Genomic DNA, 22,711 nt, shown 5'->3' on the forward strand with positions numbered 1-22,711 from the left:
GGCACTGCGGCTACGGCCCGCACGATGGGGCGCTCGGCGGCCGGGACAGCGGCACGAGCATCCCCGCGTGGACCGGCGAGAGCTGCGGGCGTGCGCTGACGTCAGGTGCGCTCCTCGTCGCCCCGGATCCGGGCGTGCAGGTGCATGTCGTGCCGGCCGTCGGCGTGCACGGCGTCGCTGCGCTTCGTGCCCTCCAGCCGGAAACCGGACTTGACGGCCACTCGGCAGGAGGCCCCGTTACGGGTCGAGTGATCGAGCTCCAGGCGGTGGAAACCGGCCTCGCCGAGGGCCCACCCGCTCACCGCGGCGAGCGCGCGGGGGGCCACGCCCGCACCGCGGGCGGCCGGAAGCACCCAGTACGCGCACTCGGCGACACCGTCGTCGAGGTCGAGTCCGCGCAGCGCGATGCGCCCCAGCACCTCGTCACCGTCTCGGGTCACCGCCCAGTGCGCGCCCCGCTCCTGCGCCCAGTCCCGGCGGTACTGGTCGAACCACTCCCGGACCTGATCCTCGGAGCCCGGCTGTCGGGTGTGCCAACGCTGGATCTCGGGATCGCGGTAGGCGGCGAGGAAGACCGGCGCGTCGGTCGCCGCCCAGGGCCGCAGCAGCAGACCACCCCCGGCGGAGAGCAGCGGTTGCGGGCCGACGGAGAGCGTGCCGGCCGAGATGGCGGGCGGCGTCGTGAGGGCGGACGTCATCGCCCATCCTTTCCCCGTGCCCCGGAAGCGTGTCAAGTTGTCGGAGCGACGCGGGACGCGGCGAGCGCGCCGACGCTCGCCCGGTCCCGGCCCCTACCGGCGAAGGGTGGCCGAAGAACATGCGGGTGACCATGACGACCGCCCCGGCACGGCGCGGTCGGCGCAACGAGGATTTCACCGGCGCCGTACCGACGGCCGCGGTGCTGGTCGACGGCGCCGGCATCCCGGGCGCGGAGGCGATCTGCCGGCACGGTGTGGCCTGGTACGCCGACCGGCTGGGCGGCACCCTCCTCGGCCTCCTGGCACTCGTCCGCGACCGCAGCCTCCCGGAGCTGCTCGCCACGGCGATCGAGCAGGTGACGGACGCCCACCGGGACAGCTGCGAGGTCGCCGACCCGATCAGCCCCTCGGCCGCCGTCGCCGTCCTACGCGTCTCGGACGGCCTCGTCGAGCACCTGCTGCTCGGTGACGCGGTCCTCGTCCTCGACCGGGTGCAGGGCGCGCCGCTGGTCGTCGCCGATCCACGCGAGGTGGTCATCAGCCGGTCGTACCAGTCCGCGATCGAGGCCACCGCCGAGGGCAGCGACGAGCACCACCGGCTGCTGCGGGAGCTGCGCGCCAACCGGAACCGACCGGGCGGATTCTGGGTGGCCAAGGACGACCCACGGGCCGCCGACGAAGCGATCACGGGAAGCTGCCCGGCCGCCGAGCTGACCAGCGCCGTCCTGCTCAGCAACGGCGCCAGCCGCATCGTGGACCGGTTCCGGCTCGCCGACTGGCCGGAGGTGCTGTCCGTCCTCGGGTCCACCGGACCCGCCGAGATCATCCGACGGGTCCGGCGGGCGGAGGCGCAGCAGGCCGTGGCGGCGGACGACGCGACGATCACGTACTGCACCGACCTCGGCGAGTTCTGACCGCCGCCGGCCGGCTCGGCGCAGCGCCGGGCCGGCCCGTACGACGAACCGCCCGTGGCCGGTCAGCCGGTGGTGACCGGCAGCGTGGCGTACCCGCGCAGCACCAGGCGGTCGCGACGCTCGGCCGGACCGGCCAGGCTCAGGCGCGGCAGCATCGCCAGCAGCAGCGGGAACGCGACCTGGGCCTCCAGCCGGGCCAGCGGCGCACCGAGGCAGTAGTGGGCGCCGCCACCGAAGGAGACCGGCTGGATGTTCGGCCGGTCCGGGTCGAAGCGGTGCGGGTCCGGATAGCGGGCCGGATCCCGGTTGGCCGCGCCGAGCAGCATGGTGACGTCCGCGCCGCCGGGGAGCCGCAGCCCGTCACCGAGCTCCAGTTCGACTGTCGTGAGCCGGCCGGTGAGCTGAACCGGCGAGTCGTACCGCAGGATCTCCTCCACGAACGCCGGCGCGAGCTGCGGGTCGGCGCGCAGCCGGTCGGCCTGCTCGGGGTGCTCCAGCAGGAGCTTGATGCCGGTGCCGAGCAGGTTCGTGGTGGTCTCGAAGCCGGCCACCAGCAGCAGCACCAGGTTGGCGAGCAGCTCCTCGCCGGTCAGTCCGACCCCGTCGGTGTCGTCGTGCACGGCGACGAGCGCGCTGGTCAGGTCCTCCTGCGGGGCACGGCGGCGCTCCTCGATCAGGTCGACGAAGTAGGCCTCCAGCTCGCGGCCGGCCACGTCGGCGAGGCGCATCTCGTCCTCGGTGCTGATCGGCTCCAGCACCACTGTCAGGTCCGCGGCCCGCTGCCGGAACCACGACCGGTCCGCCTCGGGAACGCCGAGCAGCGCGCAGATCACGCCGATCGGCAGCGGGAACGCGAACGCGCTCATGAAGTCGGCGTCGGCCGGCATCGCCTTGATCAGACTCTCCGCCTGGGCGGTGATGACGTCCCGCATCTCGGCGACCCGGCGGGCGGTGAAGGTGGCCGCCGCCGCCCGGCGTACCCGGCCGTGGTCCGGCGGGTTGCTCTGCAGCATCGAGAGCACGATCGAGGCGACGCCACGGTTGCGCCGCCAGTCCGGCCAGAAGCCGTCGTAGTCGGCGGCGTCGGCGATGCGCAGGCTCGGCTCCCGCAGCAGGCGGTTCGTGAGCGCGTGCGTGGTGACGAACCAGCGGCCGTCCAGCGCCTGAAAGACCGGCGAGTGGGCCCGGATCACGTCGTAGGCCGGGTACGGGTCGACGCGTCCCTCCGGCAGGAACAGTGACGCCAGCGCGGTCTGGTAGTCCATCCTCGTGCCTCCCCTGTAGACGCGGGTGCCGCCTTGCATCATGCCCGGCGTCGCGTTCGTGACGGTCGGCTCCGGCCCGGCGGGTCGCCGGTTGACCGGCGCGACGACCGGGCGACGCGGGATGATCTGCTCGTGGAGACGGCGGAGCGGGGGGTCCTGCTGACGGTCGGCCACGGACCGTTGCGCCGTGACGCGCTCGGCGGACTGCTGGCCGGGGCCGGGGTGGGGCTCGTCGTCGACGTGCGCCGCTTCCCCGGCAGCCGCGCCAACCCGGACGTCCACCGGGACGCCCTTTCGCGGTGGCTACCGGAGCTGGGGATCGGATACCGCTGGGAGGAGCGCCTCGGCGGCCGGCGACATCGACCGGCCGGCGCGCCGGAGCACGACACCTGGTGGACCGTTGCGGCGTTCCGTGCGTACGCCGCCCACAGCCGGACACCACAGTTCCTGGCGGCGTTGGATCTCGTACTCGACGAGGTCGCTTCGGGCCCGACGGTCATCATGTGCAGCGAGAGCGTCTGGTGGCGCTGCCATCGCCGGCTGATCGCCGACGTCACGACCCTGAGCCGCGCCGTGCCCGTACGCCACCTGATGCCGGACGGACGGTCGACGCCGCACCCGGTGGCGGCCGGTGCCCGGCTGCGTTCCGACGGCACTGTCGAGTGGACCGGCGGTTGAGGGCGTCCGCGCCGGATCAGGACGTGGCGAGCAGGAGGATCCCGAGGGCGAGCAGCGTGGCGGCCTTCGCCACCTCCAGCAGCACGTAGTTGAGGTGGCTGCCGGAGCGGGGCGCGTCCTCGCCCGCGAGCACCCGCCGGGTCCGGGCGTTCAGCCGGGGCCGCACCGCGACGAGTTGCACAAGCAGCACCGCCGCCGCCAGGCCGGTCACCGCGACGACGGGGGCGGCCGGCGCGCCGAGGAGCACGGCCGCGAGCAGGGTCAGCGCGAGACCGGACTCGATCACGTTGAGCGCCCGGAAAACGAGTCGTCCGATGCCGAGCCCGATGGGCACCGTGACTCCGGGGGCGCGGAACTTCAGCGGCGCTTCGAGGAACGAGATGGCCAGCACCATCCCGAGCCAGACGAAGACCACGGCGGTGGCGAGGGCTGACGGCAGGCTCATCGACCTCTCCTATCCCTGTGGATGGTCTTCGGGCGCCCGGAGGACCGGACCGGCCAGCGGGATGCGGCTCGGAGCCTCGTTGCGGTCGCCGGCCAGCCGGCGCTGCATCGCTCCGGCGATCCGGCCCGCCTGGAGCTTGGCGTGCTCGGCGCGGGGCCCGGCGTGCCGGTCGTCGATGGTGGCTGTCCAGAGCGCGAGCCAGCGGGCGAAGTGCCGTTCGGTCAGCGGTTCGAGCCGGTGCAGGTCGAGGTGGAGCCGGAGGGCGTTGCGCCGGTAGGCGCCGGACTTGAAGATCACGGTCTCCCAGAAGTCGCACATGATCGGCAGATGCCGGTCGAGGTCGAGCTTGGCGACGTCGACGAAGACGTGCCCGAGGAGATCGTCGGCGAAGGCGCGGGAGTAGAAGTCGGTGATGACACCGGCGATGTCGCTGCGGTCGCTGATGTCGGTCACCATCTCCGGCGCTCCTTTTTCACAATCTTCATCGTATATATTGGGTCGGTGAGCAGCCACGTGAGCTACGGCGCACTCGCGGTCCCGACCCGCCGACACCTGCTGGACGTGCTTCGCGAGCAGCGCCGGCCGATGGGCCTGCGAGAGCTGGCCACGATCACCGGGCTGCACGCCAACACCGTCCGGTTCCACCTGGACGTGCTGACCAGCGCCGGATTCGTCGCCCGGGAGCAGGGCCCGCCGACCGGGCCGGGACGACCCGCGACGCTCTACCGCAGCACCAGCCCCGGCACCTCCGGCGGCGGCTACCGGCTACTGGTCGGGATCCTGGCCGACCGCCTGGCCGAAGCCGACACGGAGGGCCTGGCCGAAGAGGCCGGGCGGAAGTGGCTGGACGCCTCCGCGGCGGCCGATCCGCCCCCGGAGGGCGATCCGCTCGGCACCGCCACGACCCGCTCGGTCGCCCTCTTCACGGAGCTCGGCTTCGCTCCCACCGCCGAGACGAGTACGTCCGGCAGCCGGATCGAACTACGCGCGTGCCCCTTCATCGACGAGGCACGCAAGCATCCCGACGTCGTCTGCGGCGTACACCGCGGCCTCCTGCGCGGGGTCGCGGAGGCGGTCACGCCGGCGGGACTGACCACCCGGCTGACGCCCTTCGCCCGCCCCGGCGTCTGCCTCGCCGAGATCATCCGTTAGCGCCGAACGGCCCCGCCGCTCCGAGCGCCGGCGCAGCGGACGGTCGGGGCGCTGATGCCCGGCTCGTGCCGGGAAGCAGCGCCCCGCGAGCCGGGGCATGCGCCCGAAGGCGCAGCCCCGGCCCGGACGGGACCGCTAGGAGCGGCTACCCACCCACGCGTCGGAGCCGAAGACCTCGTACCGGATCTGGGCACCGGGTACGCCCCGGTCCCGAAGCCGGCTCCGGACCGCCTGCATGAACGGCAGCGGTCCGCACAGGTACACCTGCGCCTCCGGTGCCAGCGGGATCTCGTCGACCTCGATCCGCCCGGCACGCACCTCGGTCGACCCGTCGGCCTCGTGCGGCGCCTGCCGCTCGTACCAGACCAGGTGCCGGAAGGAGCGCAGTCGGGCGCCGCTGCCGATGATGTCGGGTCGCAGGCAGTGGCGGGCGAGGCTGCGTTCGGCGTGCGCGACGACGACGTCGCGGTTCGGCTCGGTGCGGGATACGTGGTCCAGGATGGCGGCCATCGGCGTGATACCGACGCCGGCGCTGACCAGCACCAACGGCGCGGTCCCGGCGGTCAGGGTGAGATCGCCGTAGGGGGCGCTCACCTCCAGCCGGTCCCCGGTACGGACGTTGTCGACGAGGTGGCTCGACACGAGCCCGTCCGGCGCCCCGCCGACGCCCCGCACCCGACGTACGGTGATCCGCAGACCGCCCAGCCCGTGGGCCGCCTGAGAGAGGGAGTACTGACGGATCTGCCGCCCGCCGTCCGGCAGATCGACGGCGACGCTGACGTACTGTCCTGCCCGATAGCTCGGCATCGGCGCCCCGTCGGCGCTGGTCAGCACGAACGAGACGGTGTCCTGCGCCTCCTCGCGCCGGTGGCTGACCACGACCTCGCGCCACGGGTGCTCCGGGTCGATGTCGGCGTGGGCGTACAACCTCGCCTCCAGGCCGATCAGCCGGCAGGCGAAGAGCCAGTAGACCTCGTCCCAGGCGGCGGCCACCGCGGGCGTGACCGCGTCGCCGAGCACGGCGCCGACCGCGTTCAGCAGGTAACGACCGACGAGGGTGTACTGCTCCGGGCGGATGCCGAGCGAGGCGTGCCGGTGGGCGATGCGGCGGATCACCGGGTCGAAGCTCGCCCCCTCGCCCACCAGGTCCGAGGCGAAGGCGATCACGGCGCCGGCGAGCGCCCGGCGCTGCTCACCGCTGGCCTGCGCGCTGCGGCTGAAGAGGCGCCGCAGCTCCGGGTTCTCGGCGAGCATGGTGTCGTAGAAGAGCGCGGTGATCGTTTCGAGGTGTGCGCCAACGGCGGGAAGGGTGGCGCGCACGGTCGCTTCGTGCGTGGAGGACAGCACGGGGTCTCCCATCAGCTGTGGTGGATCGATGACTCGGGCGGGGTCCGGTCGCTCACCGGCTGGTGAGCGAGAGGAGCAGGTCCCGGGTCGGTGCATGCAGCAGATCGCCGACGGTCACCTCGTCGAGGCTGGCGTAGAAGGCCTCCTGCGCGCGGCGGAGGGCACCACGGAGCCGGCAACCGGTCCGCAGCGGGCAGGCGGGCGTGTCGCAGTTGACCACCTCGCCGTCGGCTTCGAGCCGCCGGATGAGGCCGCCGATGCTCGCCGAGGTCGCGCCGTCCGCGAGCAGGACGCCACCGCCGCGCCCGCGGATCGTCTCGATCAGCCCCAGGTGCTGGAGCCGCTGGACGATCTTCGCGAGGTGGTTCCGTGGCACCGCGAGGGACTGCGCCAGTTCGTCGACAGTGGTCTTACCGCCCCGGGTCCCCAGGAGCATCACGACTCGGAGGCCGATGTCCGTCGACTGATTGAGCTGCACAGCGGGAGCCTAACAAAACAGGTATTTGATATTCCTCTTTTGTGGGTCGGGTCACCGCCGCCGGTCGTACCCTCCGCCTACGCTCGGCCGGTGACCGTGCACCCGCTGTCCCGCACCGACGCGCGACGCCTCGCCGTGCGCGCCCAACTCCTGGACGCGCACCGACCGGCCGGGATGTTCGACGTCGTCCGTCGGCTGACGCTGGTGCAGAACGATCAGACCGCGGCCGTCGCGCCCAGCGCCGACCTGGTCCTGTGGAGCCGCCTCGGCGACTCCTACTCCCCCGGGCAGCTGCGCGACGCCCTCGACGAGCAGACCCTGCTGGAGCTGCACGGCTTCGTCCGGCCGCCGGAAGACCTCGCGCTCCACACGGCCGAGATGGCCGAGTGGCCCGGCCGTCCCCCGCTACGCGTTTGGCAGGAGGAGCTGCAGGAGTGGGTGGCCGTGAACAACGGCTGCCGACTGGACATCCTCGCCCGGCTGCGCGCCGACGGGCCGCTGACCTCGCGCGAGCTTCCCGACACCTGCGTGGTGCCGTGGCGCTCCTCCGGCTGGACCGACAACCGCAACGTCACCAAGCTGCTCGACTTCCTCGTCCAGCGGGGCGAGGTCGCCGCCGCCGGCCGGCGCGGCAAGGACCGGCTGTGGGACCTCGCCGAACGGATCTACCCGGACGAGGTGGTGCCGTACGAGGAGGCGATGCGGCTGCGGAACGAGCGCCGGCTGCGGTCGCTGGGCATCGCGCGTGAACGGGCGCCGGTGAGCCCGGGCGAGCCGAACGACGTTCGGGCGGCCGGTGAGCCCGCCGTCGTCGAGGGGGTGAAGGGCCGATGGCGGGTCGATCCCGAACTGCTGGACCAGACCTTCACGGGCCGGACCGCGCTGCTGTCCCCGCTGGACCGGCTCGTCTTCGACCGGACGCGGATCGCCGAGCTGTTCGAGTTCGACTACCAACTGGAGATGTACAAGCCAGCCGCCGAGCGGCGCTGGGGCTACTGGGCGATGCCGATCCTGCACGGGGACCGGCTGGTCGGGAAGCTCGATGCGGCCGCCGACCGCAGGGCCGGTGTGCTGCGCGTGCACGCCATCCACCAGGACACTCCGTTCACCAGCGCGACCACCGCCGAGGTGCGGCGGGAGATCGAGGCCCTGGCCGAGTGGCTCCGGCTGACCCTGGTGGTGACGAGTCCACGCTGACCGTGCTGGGCGGTGACGCCCGACCACCTCGGCTGCGGCACCCGGTGGGGCACCGCAGCCGAGGTGGTGGTGGGCGGACGCGTCAGCCGATCGGCGGGCGCTACCGGAAGAGCTTCACCAGCTGGTCGGCTTCGACGTCCTCACCGGCGCCGTTGTACATGGCGTTGGTGACCACCGTCCAGCTGGCCCGGGGCCAGGTACGGAAGGTGATGTGGCCGCCGGCGATGGTGGCCTCACCCTCGCCGACGTCGAAGGTGGCGATGTTCGCCGCGCCGCCGATGGCGGAGGTGCCGTGCGCGTACCCGCTGACGAGCAGGTTCTCCTCCTCCGGGTAGGTGGAGGCGATCTGCGCGTCCCCGGTCACCTTGAACGCCGCGTCGTTGTTGAACCAGGTCGGCCAGGACTCCGGCATGCCCCAGACCGCCGGAACGTCGGCGTCGTAGTGCTGCTTGAGCAGCGCACCCGGCGCGTTGAAGGCGGCCCGGTCGGTGGGCGTGACGTTCTGGACCGGCAGGCCGAGCGACGTGGCCGCCGTGCCGGACGCGCTGCCGAGCGCCACCAGGTTGCCGCCGGAATTCACGAACTGCTGGAGCTTCTCCAGGCCGTCGGGCACACCGCGAGCCCAGGCGAACTCGGGGGGATTCTTGGCGGGGTCGAGACCACGGGTGATGCTGTTCGCCGAGATTCCCGGGGCGAGCACGATGGTGTCGTACTTGGCGCCCAGGTCGGCGTAGTCGTCCGCGGAGACGACCTGGTAGTTCACCCCGATCTGGTCGAACATCCACATCATCCACCCGCCGGGCATGTTGTTGGGCCCGCGGATGAGACCCACCCGGGTGTCGTCCTTCAGCTTCACCGCGTCGACCTTCGGCACCGCGCTGGTGGCGTACACCGGCAGGCCGGTCTCCTGGCTGGCCTTGGTCAGCACCTGCCGCGCCTTCGAATCCTTCGACGGCACGAGCAGCGCACCGGCCGGCAGCTTCCTGCCCTCGACCGTGACGGCGGCCTTGGCACGGTACGCGGACACCCCGGCGTCCTGCAGGTCGGCGATGACCTGACCCAGGCCGTACGAGGTGGGGCTGAGGACGTAGGCGCCCCGCTGGCCGGGGTGGCCCGGCATCCGCTGTTGCACCGGCTCGACGCCCCGTACCCGGGTCGTGGCCGCCTCGAAGGGCGTGGTCACGGCGTCGACGTCGACTCCCAGGAGCAGAGCCAGATTGTCGGTGGTCTCGCTGTACGGCATGATCAGCGGGCACTGCGCGCACTTACGCGCGCTGTCCGGATATTCGTCGATCCGGAGCAGCTGGTCGATCCAGCGACCCATCGGCTGGCTGGTCTTGAGGATGTAGGAGCCCTCGGGGTATTTCTTGTCGCCCGCGGTGAACGAGCGCGTGGCCCGGTCGATCTCCGCCTGGCCGAAGTCGAAGAGCTTCAACATGTCGTACAGGGCGTACGGGTCCCGCTGGTTCGCCGGCACCACGTACGCGTACGGGCCGCCGGTCCAGTTCTCGCTGTTGCGGTTCGAGAGGTAGAGGTTGTTGTACAGCCACGACTTCGGGTCGCTGGAGACCGTCTTCATACCCGAGTAGGCGGCCGCGGCGCCGTACTCCACGATCTGCTTGAGCGTCCAGGTCTTGCTGTCGTACGGCAGCACCGACCGCAACGTGTTGTCGGCGGGTTCGAGGATCTTGTCGGAGGTGTAGGTGTACGCGAGATCCCGAACGGATGCGATCTCGGTCAACCAGGTCGAGGTGCCGAGGAACGGGCTGTAGCCGATGACGTCGGCGTTCCACAGAATGCCGTACGCGTCATTCCACTTCGAGCCCTTGCGGCCCTCCGCCACCAGGTCACGCTGGGTCTGCATGCCGAGCGAGTTGGACGCGGAGACCACGATCGGGTCCAACGTGTCGGACATCGGCTCGTCCCACGGCGGCGACCAGATCCGCGGGGAGGTGGCGCCCGCCTGGTGCATGTAGTGCTGGGCGACGGGGCGGTACTTCTGCTCGAGCCGGACCCGGGTCTGCGACTCCTTCTGGGTCATCATGAACCAGTCACGGTTGTCGTCGTGCCCGGTGTAGTGGTGGTACAGGTCCGGGTAGATCCGGTCGTAGCCGGTGCCCGCCGTCTTGTTGAAGTGGTCGATGACGAGATGCTGCCCGTCGGGATTCTGCGACGGGACGATGAGCAGGATCACGTTGTCGAGGACCTGCCGGGTGTAATCGCTGTTCTCCGTCGCCATCCGGTGCACGACGTTGACCAGAGACTGGGTGGCGCCGACCTCGGTCGAGTGGATCGTCGCCTCGATGTAGTACACCGGCACGCTCTTGGCCGCGAGCTGCCTCGCGTACTCGTCGACCGCGATTCCGGCCCGCTTCGCCTCGGCCTTCATGACCCGAGGATCGGAGAGCCGTTTGTTGATGTCGAGAACCTGGTCGATTCGCTTGAGGTTGTGCTTGTTGCTCATCAGCAGAATCGGGTAGTCGTTGCCGAGAGTTGTCTTGTCGACAACCTGGTATTCGGCCTCTTCGGAACGGTCCGCGACGAGTTTGAGGTAGCGTTTGACGCTGTTGAAGTCGGCGAGCTTTCCCTCATCTCCCATCTCGAAGCCGAAGAATTCCTTCGGGGTCGGGACACCTTTGACCTTGACGCCGGTCTGGGCTGCCACCCGCTCGCCCACCTGGGCCTGCACGGGGACAGCCACGAGCCCCACCATGGCCGTGACGATCGCCACGGAGGCTACGTGCCGTAACCTCATTTCGCCTCCTCGCCTGAAATCTGGTGGCGATAGAGTCCTGGCGATGCCCGGGGGTGGTCAACCAGTACCACTGGGTAAGATCAAAATGAAGACGATCTTCCTGAAATCGATTGCTCGCGCGGCCATTCGTCCGCCGGTTGGCGGATCTTGAGACCTTTGATCCGCGCCTATACCAAATTCTGGGACAGTAGTTCGGTGCACCGACGGTGACCACGAGCGCTCGCCAATGGCTGTCGGCGCGTCGTCACGGCCCCCAAGCTCAGCGCTGCGAGGCCCGGTTCTCGACGATGCGGCCGACGGTGGCGACGACGGCGGCGCGCATCTGCTGCCACCGCTCGGCGGTCCATGGGCCGCCGCTGTCGGCGACCTGGAGCCCCAGCGGGGTCAGCGCGAGAACCTGGTTGATGGCCCAGAGCACCGCGTAGAGGTCGGCGGGGGCGAGCGACTCGTCGGGCCGGGCCGCGGCCAGCGCCGCGAGGGCCTGCCGGTAGTAGTCGAGCTCCGGCTCGGTGGGCGCGGGTCGTTCGAGCTGACGCCACAGGGTCAGGCGCAGCCGGTCCGGGTCGGAGACGTAGTGGTCGAAGATCGCGCCGGCGAACGCGGGCAGGTCGTCCCAGGTGTCCGGCAGCGCCTCGCGGCTGGCTTGGAGGCGCGCGGTGACCACCTGGTCGAAGAGATCTTCCTTCTTGCCGAAGTGCTCGTAGATCGCGCGCTTGTTGGCCTTCGCGTTCTCGGCGATCCGATCGATGCGGGCACCGGCGAGGCCATAGGCGGCGAACTCGCGGTACGCCGCCTCGAGGATGCGCGCCTTGGTGGCGCCGGAGTCGTAGACCATGTGACGAGTGTAACGAACGAACTAGTTCGTACACGACGCGGGTCGACGTAGTCTGGCGAACTAGTTCGTTCGGTTTCCGGACGCGGCAGCGCGCCGGTCGACCCGAGGAGTGACATGTCCGCTTTCGTCCTGCCCAAGCCCATTACGGCCACCATCGCGGGTGCGGCCTATCCCACCCGAGCGACGTTCGACGTGGTCAACCCGGCCACCGGCGAGGTCTTCGCGACCGCCCCGGACGCCTCGGCGGCCGACGTCGACGCTGCCGTACGGGCCGCGCACGACGCCTTCGCCGCCTGGCGTTCGGACCCGGCCGCGCGCCGAGCCGCCCTGCACGCCGCCGCCGACGCGCTGGACGCAGCTCGCGACGAGATTGCTCCGATTCTCACCGCCGAGCAGGGCAAGCCCCTGACCGAGTCGGCTCGTGAGGTGGCCATCGCCGCCGCCTACCTCCGGTACTACGCGGACATGCAACTCGAACGGCAGGTGATCCGCGACGACGCGCAGGCGCTGGTGGAGATCGCGCACCGCCCGCTCGGGGCGGTCGCGATCATCACCCCCTGGAACTTCCCGCTGATCATCGGTACGGCGAAGATCGCCCCGGCGCTCTCCGCCGGGAACACCGTGGTGCTCAAGCCGTCGCCGTTCACGCCGCTCTCCTCCCTGAAGCTCGGAGAGGTGCTGCGCGGCGTACTGCCGCCGGGCGTGTTGAACGTGCTCAGCGGCGGCAACGAGGCCGGAGCCGCAATGACGGAGCACCCACTTATCCGCAAGATCAGCTTCACCGGCTCCACCGCCACCGGCAAGGCGATCGCGGCCGCCGCCGCGGCCGACCTGAAGCGCACCACCCTGGAACTCGGCGGCAACGACGCGGCCATCGTGCTGGACGATGCCGACCCCGCCACGGTCGCCGCGGGTATCTTTCCGCGCGCCTTCTCCAACACCGGGCAGGTGTGTGTGGCGCCGAAGCGGGTCTACGTCCCCGAGTCACTGCGTGCCCCGGTCGTCGAGGCGTTCGCGGCGCTTGCCCGGAACGCCCGCGTCGGCGACGGCGCCGACCCCGCCACCCAGTACGGCCCGCTCAACAACCGTCCGCAGCGCGATCGGGTGGCGTCGCTGGTCCGCGACGCGGTGAGCCGGGGAGCGACCATCGCCGCCGGTGGCAGCGAGATCGCGGGGAACGGCTACTTCTACCAGCCCACCATCCTCACCGACATCAGCGACGGAACGCCCATCGTGGACGAGGAGCAGTTCGGGCCCGCACTGCCGATCATCGGTTACCGCGACGTGGAGGATGCGCTGACCCGGGCGAACGCCACCCACTTCGGCCTGGGCGGCTCCGTCTGGAGTGGCGACCCCGAGCGCGCCACTGCCGTGGCCGAGCGCATGGAGGCCGGCATGACCTGGGTGAACACCCACACCGCCACGAGCTTCGACCAGCCGTTCGCCGGAATCAAGTGGAGCGGTATCGGTGTCGAGAACGGCCGCTGGGCACTGGAGGGCTTCACCGAGATGCACGTCATCCACCGCGCCCGCTGAGCGGCCGAGGCCGGATCGGGCCGCGCACCGTCGTCACCTACGCGCGACCCGATCCGCGTCTCGCCGCCTGTCGGGGTACGCCGGCTGCTCTGGGCGAGGATCCCGCAGGCCGCCGCGGGCCCACGTCGCGCCGGAGCCGGCCGAGCCGTCGTCCACCGCGCGAGAGAGAAAGACGCACGATCGTGACTCACACTCCCCGAACTCTCGGCTCGCACCTCCGTGGGGCCCGGGCCGTGGGCACCGCGCCCACCGCAGGAGCAGTCGTCGCCGCCCTGGCCTTCGCAGGCCTGATGACCTCGATGGCCCAGACCGCCATGGTTCCCCTCGTACCGCTGCTGCCCCACCTCCTGCACACCTCGGCGTCCGGCGCGGCCTGGGCGATCACCGCCGCCCTGGTCGCCGGGGCGGCGGCGAACCCGGTCGTCGGGCGGCTCGGGGACATGTTCGGCAAGCGTCGCGTTTTGCTGTGGACACTTGGGGCACTGTTCACCGGCTCCCTCTTGTGCGCCTTCGGCGACACGCTGCCGACCGTGGTGGCGGGACGCGCGATCCAGGGTTGCGCGCTCGGAGCGATCCCGGTGGGCATCAGCCTCCTGCGAGAGCTACTTCCGGCGGCCCGGGTCGCCACGGCCACCGCGCTACTCAGCTCCATGGTCGGCGTCGGCGCGGCGCTGGCGCTCCCTGGCGCCGCACTGCTGATCCAGAGCGCCTCCTGGCATCTGCTCTACTGGGCCTTCGCGGCGCTGAGCCTGGTGGCGCTCGTCGGGGTGTGGATCGCCGTGCCCCGGCCGTCCCGCTCCAAAACGGTCGTTCCGATGGACACCGGCGGAGCCGTCGGGCTCGCACTGGGCCTGGTCGCCCTGCTGCTGGCACTGTCCCAGGGCGGCGAGTGGGGCTGGACGAGCCCGCGCGTCGGTGGACTGTTCCTGGCCGCCGTGGTGGTGCTCGCCTGGTGGGGTCGGTGGGAGTGGCTGCGACCCCACCCGCTGGTGGACCTGCGGGTGTCGTCCGCCCGGCGGGTGCTCGTCACCAACGTGACCGCGATCCTGGTGGGTTACGCCACCTACGCCCTGGCGTACTCGATGAGCCAGCTGCTGCAACTGCCCACCGGCACTCACTACGGGCTCGGCCTGTCGCCCCTGGCCGCCGGCCTGTGCCTGGCGCCCTCGGGGGTCGTCATGCTGCTGTCCGCACCGCTGTCGTCGCGCCTGTCCGAACGGTTCGGCGCGCGGATCACCCTGGCGACGGGCTGCGCGGTGGTCACCTGCGGTTGGTCGCTGAGCCTGCTCCTCAGGCACACGCCCTGGCAGCTGGTGCTCACCAGCTGCATCATCGGCGCCGGGGTCGGGTTGGCCTACGCGGCGATGCCGCTGCTGGTCATGACCGCCGTACCGGCCGCCCAGACGGCAGCTGCCAATGGCCTCAACACCCTGATGAGGTCGCTGGGCACCGCGTCGTCCGGCGCCGTACTCGGAATGATCCTGACCACCGGGGTGACGGTCTTCCAGGGTGCCAGCGTCCCCACCGAGGGCGCCTTCCGCACCGTGTTCCTCAGCGCGTTCGCCGCCGCCCTGCTCGCCACCGCGACGGCCCTGCTGCTGCCCTCGAACCGGCGAGCAGACGGCGGACGGGCGCCCTTGCACACCGAACCCCGACACGGGCAGGCGGGACAGCTGCGCTGGCGCGGGACGGCGTCCGGTCGGTGATGATCACCACGTCCGGTCAACCCTCCCCTTACGGAAGGGTAGGGTCGGTCGAGGTCGTCAGGGCGTGGCATGCGCTCCCCTGACGACCGTGTCGCGGCTCGGGGGAACGAGACGCGTCGTCGCTGATCGTTTCGTGGCCGTCCGCTCCGGCCGGGGCGCGGTCGCCGCGCGCCCACAGGTGCGCTTCGAGTGGAAATGGCTGCATGTCTGCTGCACTGTCCGCGGTCACCCGACCGCGCCTGCCCCGCCCGTCCTGGCTCTCCCCCAGGGTGTTGCGCACCGAGGTCCTCGCCGGCCTGGTCGTCGCTCTCGCCCTGATCCCCGAGGCGATCTCCTTCTCGATCCTGGCCGGGGTCGATCCGCGCGTCGGCCTCTTCGCCTCGTTCACCATGGCGGTCACCATCGCGATCTGCGGCGGCCGTCCGGCGATGATCTCCGCGGCGACCGGCGCCGTCGCCCTCGTCGTCGGACCGCTGGCCAAGGAGCACGGCCTGAACTACCTCGTCGCGGCGGTGATCCTCGGGGGCGCGATCCAGGTCCTGCTCGCCGTGCTCGGGGTGGCGAAGCTGATGCGGTTCATTCCGCGCAGCGTCATGGTCGGCTTCGTCAACGCCCTCGCCATTCTGATCTTCACCGCGCAGCTCCCCCAGCTGCTCGGTGTGCCGTGGCTGGTCTACCCCCTCGTCGCGCTGGCGCTCGCCATCATCGTGCTACTCCCCCGGCTCACCCGCGCGGTCCCGGCCCCGCTGGTCGCGATCGTCGTGTTGACCGTCGTCACGGTGGTCGCCAAGGTCGCCGTGCCGACCGTGGGCGACGAGGGCGCCCTGCCGGAGAGCCTGCCCACGTTCGGGTTGCCGCAGGCGCCCTGGACCCTGGACACCCTCACCCTGATCGCTCCCTATGCCCTGGGCATCGCGCTGGTCGGGCTGATGGAGTCGCTGATGACCGCCAAGCTCGTCGACGACCTCACCGACACGCACTCGAACAAGACCCGCGAGTCGTGGGGGCAGGGCGTCGCGAACATCGTCACCGGCTTCTTCGGCGGCATGGGCGGCTGCGCGATGATCGGGCAGACGATGATCAACGTGAAGGCCTCCGGGGCGCGGACCCGTCTCTCCACCTTCCTGGCGGGCGTGTTCCTGCTGGTCCTGGTCGTACTGCTCGGCGACGTGGTCGCCGTCATCCCGATGGCAGCGCTGGTCGCTGTGATGATCATCGTCGCGGTCTCGACCTTCGACTGGCACTCGATCGCGCCGCGGACGCTGAAGCGGATGCCGTACGGCGAGACGATCGTCATGCTGGCCACCGTCGCGGTCACGCTCGCCACCCACAACCTCGCCGTCGGGGTCGTCGTCGGCGTGCTCACCGCCATGGTGATCTTCGCTCGCCAGGTCGCCCGCCTGGTCGAGGTGACAAGCGTCCTCGATCCGGAGGGGACGACGCGGATCTACTCCGTCCACGGCGAGCTCTTCTTCGCCTCCAGCAACGACCTGGTGGGGCAGTTCGACTACGCCGGCGACCCCGACAACGTGGTGATCGACATGAGCCGCGCCCACGTCTGGGACGCCTCCTCCGTCGCCGCGCTGGACGCCATCAGCACGAAGTACGCCGCCCGGGGCAAGAGCGTCGAGATCGTCGAGCTGAACCAGCCGAGCGCCCGCATTCACGGCACCCTCGCCGGTCGACTCGGCGCCGGTCACTGATGGCCACCGCCGAGCGCCCCGCCGAGTCGGAGCAGAGCTCCGGCCCGGCATCGGGCCGGTTGATGCAGATCGGGGAGGCCGCCGAGCGCGTCAGGCTCAGCATCCGCACCATCCGCCATTACGAGGAGGCCGGCCTGGTCGTGCCCTCCGCCCGCAGCGAGGGCGGCTTCCGGCTCTACACCGACGCCGACCTGGATCGCCTCGTCGTGGTCAGACGGATGAAACCGCTCGGCTTCACCCTCGAGGAGATGCGTGCCCTGCTCGCCGTCCTCGACGCCCTGGACACCGCCACCGGCCGCGACCACGACGAGCTGCTCGACCGGCTCAACCTGTTCCACAGCACCGCGACCGCCCGGGTCACCGCGCTACGCGACCAGCTCGCCATGGCCGAGGAGTTCGCCGCCACCCTGCACAGCAGACTCGACCAGCACCGAGGTGGCTGACCAGCCCGCCGCCCATTCCGAGCCTCGCTCGACGACCCGCCGTCCGTCCGTCCGGTTAGGCCGGCGCGGCCGGGTAGGTGCGGGTCTCGGTGGCCTTCACGGCCGCCCAGACCCGCTGGCCGGGCACGAGGTGCAGCTGGGCGGCGGCGAGCGGGGTGATGTCGGCGGCGACCTCGATCGGGCCGGAGAGCTGGACCCGGAGGTTGTCGCCGTTCGGCTGGATCCCGCTGATGGCGGCGGGCCAGGTGTTGCGGGGGCTGCCGGCGGGGCGGTCCGGGTGCAGGGCGACGGCTGACGGCGGGAAGGCGACGAAGACGTCGCCGTCGTGCTGCTCGGCCGTCGTCAGCCGGAACCCGTCGGCGAGCAGCACCGTCTGCCCGCGGGCGTGACCGCGGAAGAGGTTGAGACCGACGAGCCGGGCGACGTAGTCGGTGCGGGGCTGCGCGGTGATGGTGGCGGCGTCGCCTTCCTGGACCACCTGACCGTGCTCGATGATGACGAGCCGGTCGGCGAGGACGAGAGCGTCGAGCGGGTCGTGCGTGACCAGCAGGGTGGCGCCGGGATGCTCGGCGAGGTGGCGCTGGAGCTGGGCGCGGGTGTCGAGCCGGGTGCGGGCGTCGAGAGCGGCGAGCGGTTCGTCGAGCAGCAGCAGCGCCGGATCGACCGCGAGGGCCCGGGCGAGGGCGACCCGCTGGGCCTGCCCGCCGGAGAGCTGGCGTGGCTTGCGGCGGGCGTGCTCGGCGAGCCCCATCCGGTGCAGCCAGTCGGCCGCCTGCCGCCGCGCCTGTCGCCGGTCCAGTCCGTGCCGGCGGGGGCCGAACGCGACGTTGTCCAACGCGTTGAGGTGCGGAAAGAGCAGGTAGTCCTGGAAGACCACACCGATCGGGCGTTGCTCGGTGGGAACCCAGCTCCGGCTGCTGGGCCCGTCGAGCACCTGCCCGGCGAGGGTGAGATGCCCGTCCGACAGGGCGAGCAGTCCGGCGAGCGCCCGCAGTGCGGTGGTCTTGCCGGCGCCGTTGGGTCCGAGGAGGGCGACGACCTCACCGGAGTCGATCGTCAACGGCAGGTCGAGCCGGAAGCCACCGCGATCCACGACGAGACGGGCGTCGAGCAGCGGCTCGGAAACCCGCTGCCGCGCCGCGTGGACGGTGAGGTCGACGGTCACGGGGCACTGATCCAACGGTCGCGGAGGGTGGCCAGGATCGCCACGGAGACGGTGAGCAGGATGAGGCTGAGCACGATGGCGGCCTCCAGGTCGGTCTCCAGGGCGAGGTAGACGGCGAGCGGCATGGTCTGCGTACGACCCGGGAAGTTGCCGGCGAAGGTGATGGTGGCGCCGAACTCACCCAACGCCCGCGCCCAGCACAGCACGGCGCCGGCCGCGATCCCGGGCGCCACGAGCGGCAGCGTGACGTGGGTGAAGGTGGTCCAGCGGTTCGCGCCGAGGGTGGCGGCGGCCTCCTCGTACCGGCTGTCGGCGCCGCGCAGCGCCCCCTCGACGGCGATGACCAGGAAGGGCATGGCGACGAACGCCTCGGCGAGCACCACCCCGGTGGTGGTGAAGGGCAGGGTGACGCCGAACGTGGTGTCGAGCCAGGAGCCGAGCAGCCCACGGCGGCCGAAGACGAGCAGCAGGGCCACGCCGCCGACCACCGGCGGCAGGACGAGCGGCACGGTGACCAGGGCGCGCACGATCCGCCGGCCGGGGAACTCGATCCGGGCGAGCAGCCACGCCAGCGGTACGCCGAGCGCCAGGCAGAGCAGGGTCGCGAGGGTGGCGGTCAGCAGGGAGAGCCGGAGCGCGGTGAGTACGCCCGGCTCGGTGAGCCGCTGCGGCAGCGTCGTCCACGGGGCGCGGACGAGCAGACCGGCCAGCGGTAGCACGAGGAAGAGCAGCCCGAGCAGGGCCGGCAGGAGCAGGGCCAGTGGGATCCGACCGACGCGGCGGGGCCGATGCCGTGGCGCGGCCGGTCGGGGCCGCGCCACGGTGGTGTCGAGCTGGGGCATCGGCTACGGGGCCTGGAACCCGGCCGTGGTGAGCACGGCCCGACCCGGGTCGGAGAGCACGTACTCGACGAAGGCCTGTGCGGCCGGCTTGTTGGGCGCGTTCTTCAGTACGACGATCGGGTACTCGTTGATCGCTCCGGCCGACTCGGGGAACTCGACGCCGTCGACGTCCGCGGCGGCGGACTTCGCGTCGGTGCGGTAGACCAGCGCGGCGTCGACCTCACCGAGCTTGACCTTCGACAGCGCGGCCTTGACGTCCTGCTCGAGGGTGACCGGCGTCAGCTCCACCCCGGCCGCGTCGAGCGCCTTCTTCGCCGCGGCGCCGCACGGGACCTGCTCGGCGCAGAGCGCGACCTTCACGTCCGGCTCGGTCAGATCCCTCAGGCCGCTGATCCCGCCGGGGTTTCCCTTGGGTACGGCGATGACGAGCTGGTTCTTCACGAAGGTCGTCGGCGTACCGTCGCCGTTGCCCTCGTCGGTGACGGTCTTCATGTTCGCCGGGGCGGCGGAGGCGAAGACGTCGGCCGGGGCGCCCTGGTTGATCTGGGTGGCGAGCGCGGAGCTGCCGGCGAAGCTGTAGGTGACGGTCGTCCCCGGGTTGGCCGCCTCGAAATCCTTGCCGAGCTTCGTGAACGACTCGGTCAGCGACGCGGCGGCGAAGACGGTGACGTCACCGGTGACGCCGGAGTTCGCGTTGCCCGGCTGCGTGCCGGTGGAGTCCTCGCCACCGCAACCGGCCAGACCCACCACCGCCAGCGCGGCGACGGTCGCCAGTACGGTGCGAAATCGTCGGGTCCTCACGAGCTGCTCCTCCCTCTGCTCGCCGCGATCACCGTCGGCTTCTCCACGACGACGTTCGTCGACTTGATCACGGCGACCGCCACCGTGCCGACCTCCAGACCCAATTCGTCGACGGCCTCGCGGCTCATCAGCGACACCACCCGGAAGGGGCCGGCCTGGATGTCCACCTGCGCCATGACGGCGTCCTTGACCACGGACGTGACGATGCCGCGCAGCCGGTTGCGCGCCGAGGACTCCTCGCGGCCCTCCGGGTCGGCGGACTGCGTCCGCACGAACGCGGCGAGGTCGACCCCGTCGACCACCCGGTGTCCCTGCTCGTCCCGACTCGCGGCGAGCCGTCCGGCATCCACCCAGCGCCGAACCGTGTCCACGCTGACGCCGAGCAGTTCGGCCGCTTCACTCATCCGAAACACCGTCACGAGGGACACGGTAGCGGACGGAGCCTGCAACCCAGAAGGGCCGGAACGGGCTGCATGTGCAGCGAGTTGGCTCGTAGCCGAGCCGCATCTGCGGGCGGCGTTCGGCCCGCGCCGGGTGGCGCCGGAGCTGAGCTGCCCTAGAAGCCGGCCACCGGACGTGGCCGGTAGGGCGCCTCGAGCGCCTTGATCTCCTCGTCGGTCAGCTCGATGTCGAGCGCGGCGACGGCGTCGTCGAGGTGGTACGGCTTGGTCGCGCCGACGATCGGCGCGGTGACCCGACCGGCCACCCAGGCCAGCGCGATCTGCGCGCGGGACACACCCCGGTTCTCGGCGATCGTCGCGACCGTCTCCACGATCCGCCGGTCGGTCTCCTCGTGGCCGCCGTAGAGGGTGCGGCCGAACTCGTCCGACTCGGTGCGGGTGGTGCTCGCGCCCCAGTCGCGGGTCAGCTTGCCGCGGGCGAGCGGGCTCCACGGGATCGTCGCGATGCCCTGGTCCGCGCAGAGCGGCAGCATCTCCCGCTCCTCCTCGCGGTACAGCAGGTTGTAGTGGTTCTGCATCGAGACGAACCTCGTCCAGCCGTTCAGGTCGGCCAGGTAGAGCGCCTTGGCGAACTGCCACGCGTGCATGGAGGACGCGCCGAGGTACCGAACCTTGCCCGCCTTCACGAGGTCGTGCAGGGCCTCGAGCGTCTCCTCGATCGGCGTCGCGTGGTCGAAGCGGTGGATCTGGTAGAGGTCGACGTAATCGGTCCCGAGCCGGCGAAGACTGTTGTCGATCTCGGCGTTGATCGCCTTGCGGGACAGGCCGGCGCCGTTCGGGCCGGGACGCATCCGACCGTGCACCTTGGTGGCGAGAACGACCTCGTCACGGCGCGCGAAGTCCTTCAGCGCCCGGCCCACGATCTCCTCGCTGCTGCCGTCGGAGTAGACGTTCGCGGTGTCGAAGAAGTTGATCCCCGCGTCGAGCGCCTGCCGGATGAACGGACGGGCCTCGTCCTCGGGCAGCGACCAGGCATGGTTGCCGCGACCCGGGTCGCCGTAGCTCATCGTCCCCAGGCAGACCCGGGAGACCTCCAGACCCGTCGAGCCCAGCCGCACGTACTGCACGATTCCTCCATCATGGGCCGAGGGGATGACCCGTCGGTGCGCACGTTACTCCGCCCCAACGGCGGCCACCCCCGTCGGAACCGTTGCCGCCTCCGTCCGGACCCTCCCGCACTACGATCATCACAAAGGGATAACGGAATTGAGGTTCACCCATGCTCACGGCCGTTGCCACCGGCGTCGACGAGCCCCTCACGATCACCGAACGCGAGGTCCCCGAGCCCGGCCCGGGCGAGGTCCTGGTCAAGATCACCGCGTGTGGGGTCTGCTACACGGACCTGGACCTGCTCCAGGGACACTGGCCGATCGCCCGTTTCCCGGTCGTGCCGGGCCACGAGATCACCGGCGTGGTGACCGCCGCCGGCCCCGGCGTCTCCTGGCCGCCGGTCGGCACCGCCGTCGGCGCCCAGTTCCTCGGCGACTCCTGCCGCCACTGCGACTACTGCGTACGCGGCGAGCAGATCCTCTGCCCGCGCAAGCGGATCACGGGCATCGTCATGGACGGCGGATACACCGAGTACGCCGTCCTCAAGGCTGACTTCGTGACACCGCTGCCGGAGGGGCTCGACCCGGTCGCGGCGGCGCCGCTGATGTGCGCGGGCCTGACCGCCTTCAACAGCCTGCGGCAGGGCGGGATCAGCGGCACCTCGCGCGTCGCGGTCATCGGCACCGGCGGCGTCGGCACGCTGGCGGTACGCTACGCCGTCGCCATGGGCGCCCGGGTGACAGTCATCGGCCGGTCGCACCGGGGCGAGGCGGCGGCGCGGGAGCTGGGCGCCGAGCGGTTCATCGCCACCCAGGACACCGATCCGGGCGAAGCCCTCAAAGCCTGGGACAACTGCGGCGCGAACCTCGTCGTCAACGCCTCGCCGTCGACCTCCGCCGCGGCGGCGACCATCACCGGCCTGGCGCCCGACGGCTGGCTCGTGCTCTGCGGGTACGACCCGGAGCCGCTGATCCTGCCCACCCGGGTGATGGTCCTCAACCGGCTGCACGTGATGGTCAACCCGTCCGGCTCCCCGCACGACCTGCGCGACACCCTCGAGTTCTCGGCGGCGCACGGCATCCTGCCCGAGGTCACCCCGATCGGTCTGCCCGACGTCAACGCGGCGCTCGACGGCATGGCCCAGGGCTCCTCCGGCAGACGGTCGGTCATCACCTTCGACTGACCGACCGGCGGTGGGCGCGGTTTGCATCGGGCGGCAGCGGGAAGGTCGGCCCGGTTG

At 71.3% G+C, this 22,711-nt stretch carries 22 protein-coding genes; 9 read left to right on the forward strand and 13 right to left on the reverse strand.

From position 1 onward, the window contains the following. Positions 1-101: 101 nt before the first annotated feature. Entirely contained in the window at positions 102-698 is a 597-nt protein-coding gene (locus tag D7044_RS05245; protein WP_120688135.1) for a GNAT family N-acetyltransferase, read from the reverse strand. 131 nt (positions 699-829) lie between these two features. Between D7044_RS05245 and D7044_RS05250 the strand changes: the two genes are divergently transcribed. Next, positions 830-1,612, forward strand: a complete 783-nt coding sequence (locus D7044_RS05250; RefSeq protein ID WP_120682830.1) for a hypothetical protein — start codon at positions 830-832, stop codon at positions 1,610-1,612. A gap of 62 nt (positions 1,613-1,674) precedes the next feature. Here the strand turns inward: D7044_RS05250 and D7044_RS05255 are convergent, their stop codons facing one another. After that, the gene (locus D7044_RS05255) at positions 1,675-2,877 is read right to left on the reverse strand and encodes a cytochrome P450 (RefSeq protein WP_120688136.1); all 1,203 of its coding nucleotides are present in this window, start codon (positions 2,875-2,877) and stop codon (positions 1,675-1,677) included. Between the two features lie 132 nt (positions 2,878-3,009). Between D7044_RS05255 and D7044_RS05260 the strand changes: the two genes are divergently transcribed. Next, the gene (locus D7044_RS05260; RefSeq protein ID WP_120688137.1) at positions 3,010-3,555 is read left to right on the forward strand and encodes a DUF488 domain-containing protein; all 546 of its coding nucleotides are present in this window, start codon (positions 3,010-3,012) and stop codon (positions 3,553-3,555) included. 16 nt (positions 3,556-3,571) lie between these two features. Here D7044_RS05260 and D7044_RS05265 read toward each other — a convergent pair whose 3' ends face one another. Together D7044_RS05265 and D7044_RS05270 are read right to left on the reverse strand one after the other, a co-directional pair. After that, entirely contained in the window at positions 3,572-4,000 is a 429-nt protein-coding gene (locus tag D7044_RS05265; protein ID WP_120688138.1) for a hypothetical protein, read from the reverse strand. A 9-nt stretch (positions 4,001-4,009) separates the two neighbouring features. After that, entirely contained in the window at positions 4,010-4,456 is a 447-nt protein-coding gene (locus D7044_RS05270; RefSeq protein WP_199716481.1) for a group III truncated hemoglobin, read from the reverse strand. Positions 4,457-4,501: 45 nt separating this feature from the next. Between D7044_RS05270 and D7044_RS05275 the strand changes: the two genes are divergently transcribed. Continuing rightward, on the forward strand, positions 4,502-5,152 hold the full coding sequence (locus D7044_RS05275) for a helix-turn-helix transcriptional regulator (RefSeq protein ID WP_158609957.1): 651 nt from the start codon (positions 4,502-4,504) through the stop codon (positions 5,150-5,152). Positions 5,153-5,287: 135 nt separating this feature from the next. Here the strand turns inward: D7044_RS05275 and D7044_RS05280 are convergent, their stop codons facing one another. Together D7044_RS05280 and D7044_RS05285 are read right to left on the reverse strand one after the other, a co-directional pair. Next, positions 5,288-6,499 (reverse strand): globin domain-containing protein, encoded by a 1,212-nt coding sequence (locus D7044_RS05280; RefSeq protein ID WP_233564872.1) that lies wholly within the window; start codon positions 6,497-6,499, stop codon positions 5,288-5,290. Between the two features lie 52 nt (positions 6,500-6,551). Beyond that, the gene (locus D7044_RS05285; protein WP_120684189.1) at positions 6,552-6,977 is read right to left on the reverse strand and encodes an RrF2 family transcriptional regulator; all 426 of its coding nucleotides are present in this window, start codon (positions 6,975-6,977) and stop codon (positions 6,552-6,554) included. A 90-nt stretch (positions 6,978-7,067) separates the two neighbouring features. Here D7044_RS05285 and D7044_RS05290 point away from each other — a divergent pair, with 90 nt between their 5' ends. Continuing rightward, entirely contained in the window at positions 7,068-8,174 is a 1,107-nt protein-coding gene (locus tag D7044_RS05290) for a DNA glycosylase AlkZ-like family protein (protein WP_199716482.1), read from the forward strand. 100 nt (positions 8,175-8,274) lie between these two features. Here the strand turns inward: D7044_RS05290 and D7044_RS05295 are convergent, their stop codons facing one another. Both D7044_RS05295 and D7044_RS05300 read right to left on the reverse strand, forming a co-directional pair. Continuing rightward, complete coding sequence (locus tag D7044_RS05295) at positions 8,275-10,929, reverse strand: M14 family zinc carboxypeptidase (protein WP_120688140.1); 2,655 nt, start codon at positions 10,927-10,929, stop codon at positions 8,275-8,277. A gap of 259 nt (positions 10,930-11,188) precedes the next feature. Further along, positions 11,189-11,764 carry a TetR/AcrR family transcriptional regulator gene (locus D7044_RS05300; protein ID WP_120688141.1) on the reverse strand — a complete coding sequence of 192 codons (576 nt, stop codon included), beginning with the start codon at positions 11,762-11,764 and terminating at the stop codon, positions 11,189-11,191. A gap of 114 nt (positions 11,765-11,878) precedes the next feature. On the opposite strand from D7044_RS05300, the gene D7044_RS05305 reads away from it, so the two are divergent. The 4 genes from D7044_RS05305 to D7044_RS05320 all read left to right on the forward strand — a co-directional run bounded on the left by D7044_RS05305 (position 11,879) and on the right by D7044_RS05320 (position 17,152). Then, positions 11,879-13,300, forward strand: coding sequence for an aldehyde dehydrogenase family protein (locus tag D7044_RS05305; RefSeq protein ID WP_120688142.1), 1,422 nt, complete (start codon positions 11,879-11,881; stop codon positions 13,298-13,300). Between the two features lie 233 nt (positions 13,301-13,533). Further along, positions 13,534-15,006 (forward strand): MFS transporter, encoded by a 1,473-nt coding sequence (locus D7044_RS05310; protein WP_199716483.1) that lies wholly within the window; start codon positions 13,534-13,536, stop codon positions 15,004-15,006. 203 nt (positions 15,007-15,209) lie between these two features. Further along, positions 15,210-16,709, forward strand: coding sequence for a SulP family inorganic anion transporter (locus D7044_RS05315; RefSeq protein ID WP_120688144.1), 1,500 nt, complete (start codon positions 15,210-15,212; stop codon positions 16,707-16,709). Next, positions 16,709-17,152: a MerR family transcriptional regulator gene (locus D7044_RS05320; protein WP_120688145.1), complete on the forward strand. Its 444-nt coding sequence runs from the start codon at positions 16,709-16,711 to the stop codon at positions 17,150-17,152. The genes D7044_RS05315 and D7044_RS05320 overlap by 1 nt, the downstream gene beginning before the upstream one ends. Before the next feature lie 55 nt (positions 17,153-17,207). On the opposite strand, the gene D7044_RS05325 is transcribed toward D7044_RS05320, so the two are convergent. The 5 genes from D7044_RS05325 to D7044_RS05345 form a co-directional block, all read right to left on the reverse strand. Then, the gene (locus tag D7044_RS05325; RefSeq protein WP_120688146.1) at positions 17,208-18,317 is read right to left on the reverse strand and encodes an ABC transporter ATP-binding protein; all 1,110 of its coding nucleotides are present in this window, start codon (positions 18,315-18,317) and stop codon (positions 17,208-17,210) included. Then, positions 18,314-19,159: an ABC transporter permease gene (locus tag D7044_RS05330; protein WP_120688147.1), complete on the reverse strand. Its 846-nt coding sequence runs from the start codon at positions 19,157-19,159 to the stop codon at positions 18,314-18,316. Before D7044_RS05330 ends, D7044_RS05325 begins: the two co-directional genes overlap by 4 nt. A gap of 3 nt (positions 19,160-19,162) precedes the next feature. Next, complete coding sequence (modA, locus tag D7044_RS05335) at positions 19,163-19,960, reverse strand: molybdate ABC transporter substrate-binding protein (protein WP_120688148.1); 798 nt, start codon at positions 19,958-19,960, stop codon at positions 19,163-19,165. Further along, positions 19,957-20,379 (reverse strand): TOBE domain-containing protein, encoded by a 423-nt coding sequence (locus D7044_RS05340; RefSeq protein WP_120688149.1) that lies wholly within the window; start codon positions 20,377-20,379, stop codon positions 19,957-19,959. The genes modA and D7044_RS05340 overlap by 4 nt, the downstream gene beginning before the upstream one ends. 137 nt (positions 20,380-20,516) lie before the next feature. After that, positions 20,517-21,488 carry an aldo/keto reductase gene (locus tag D7044_RS05345; RefSeq protein WP_120688150.1) on the reverse strand — a complete coding sequence of 324 codons (972 nt, stop codon included), beginning with the start codon at positions 21,486-21,488 and terminating at the stop codon, positions 20,517-20,519. A gap of 152 nt (positions 21,489-21,640) precedes the next feature. Between D7044_RS05345 and D7044_RS05350 the strand changes: the two genes are divergently transcribed. Then, positions 21,641-22,654 (forward strand): alcohol dehydrogenase catalytic domain-containing protein, encoded by a 1,014-nt coding sequence (locus D7044_RS05350; RefSeq protein WP_120684166.1) that lies wholly within the window; start codon positions 21,641-21,643, stop codon positions 22,652-22,654. Positions 22,655-22,711 lie beyond the last annotated feature (57 nt).

It is taken from the genome of Micromonospora musae (assembly GCF_003626635.1).
Lineage (GTDB): Bacteria > Actinomycetota > Actinomycetes > Mycobacteriales > Micromonosporaceae > Micromonospora > Micromonospora musae.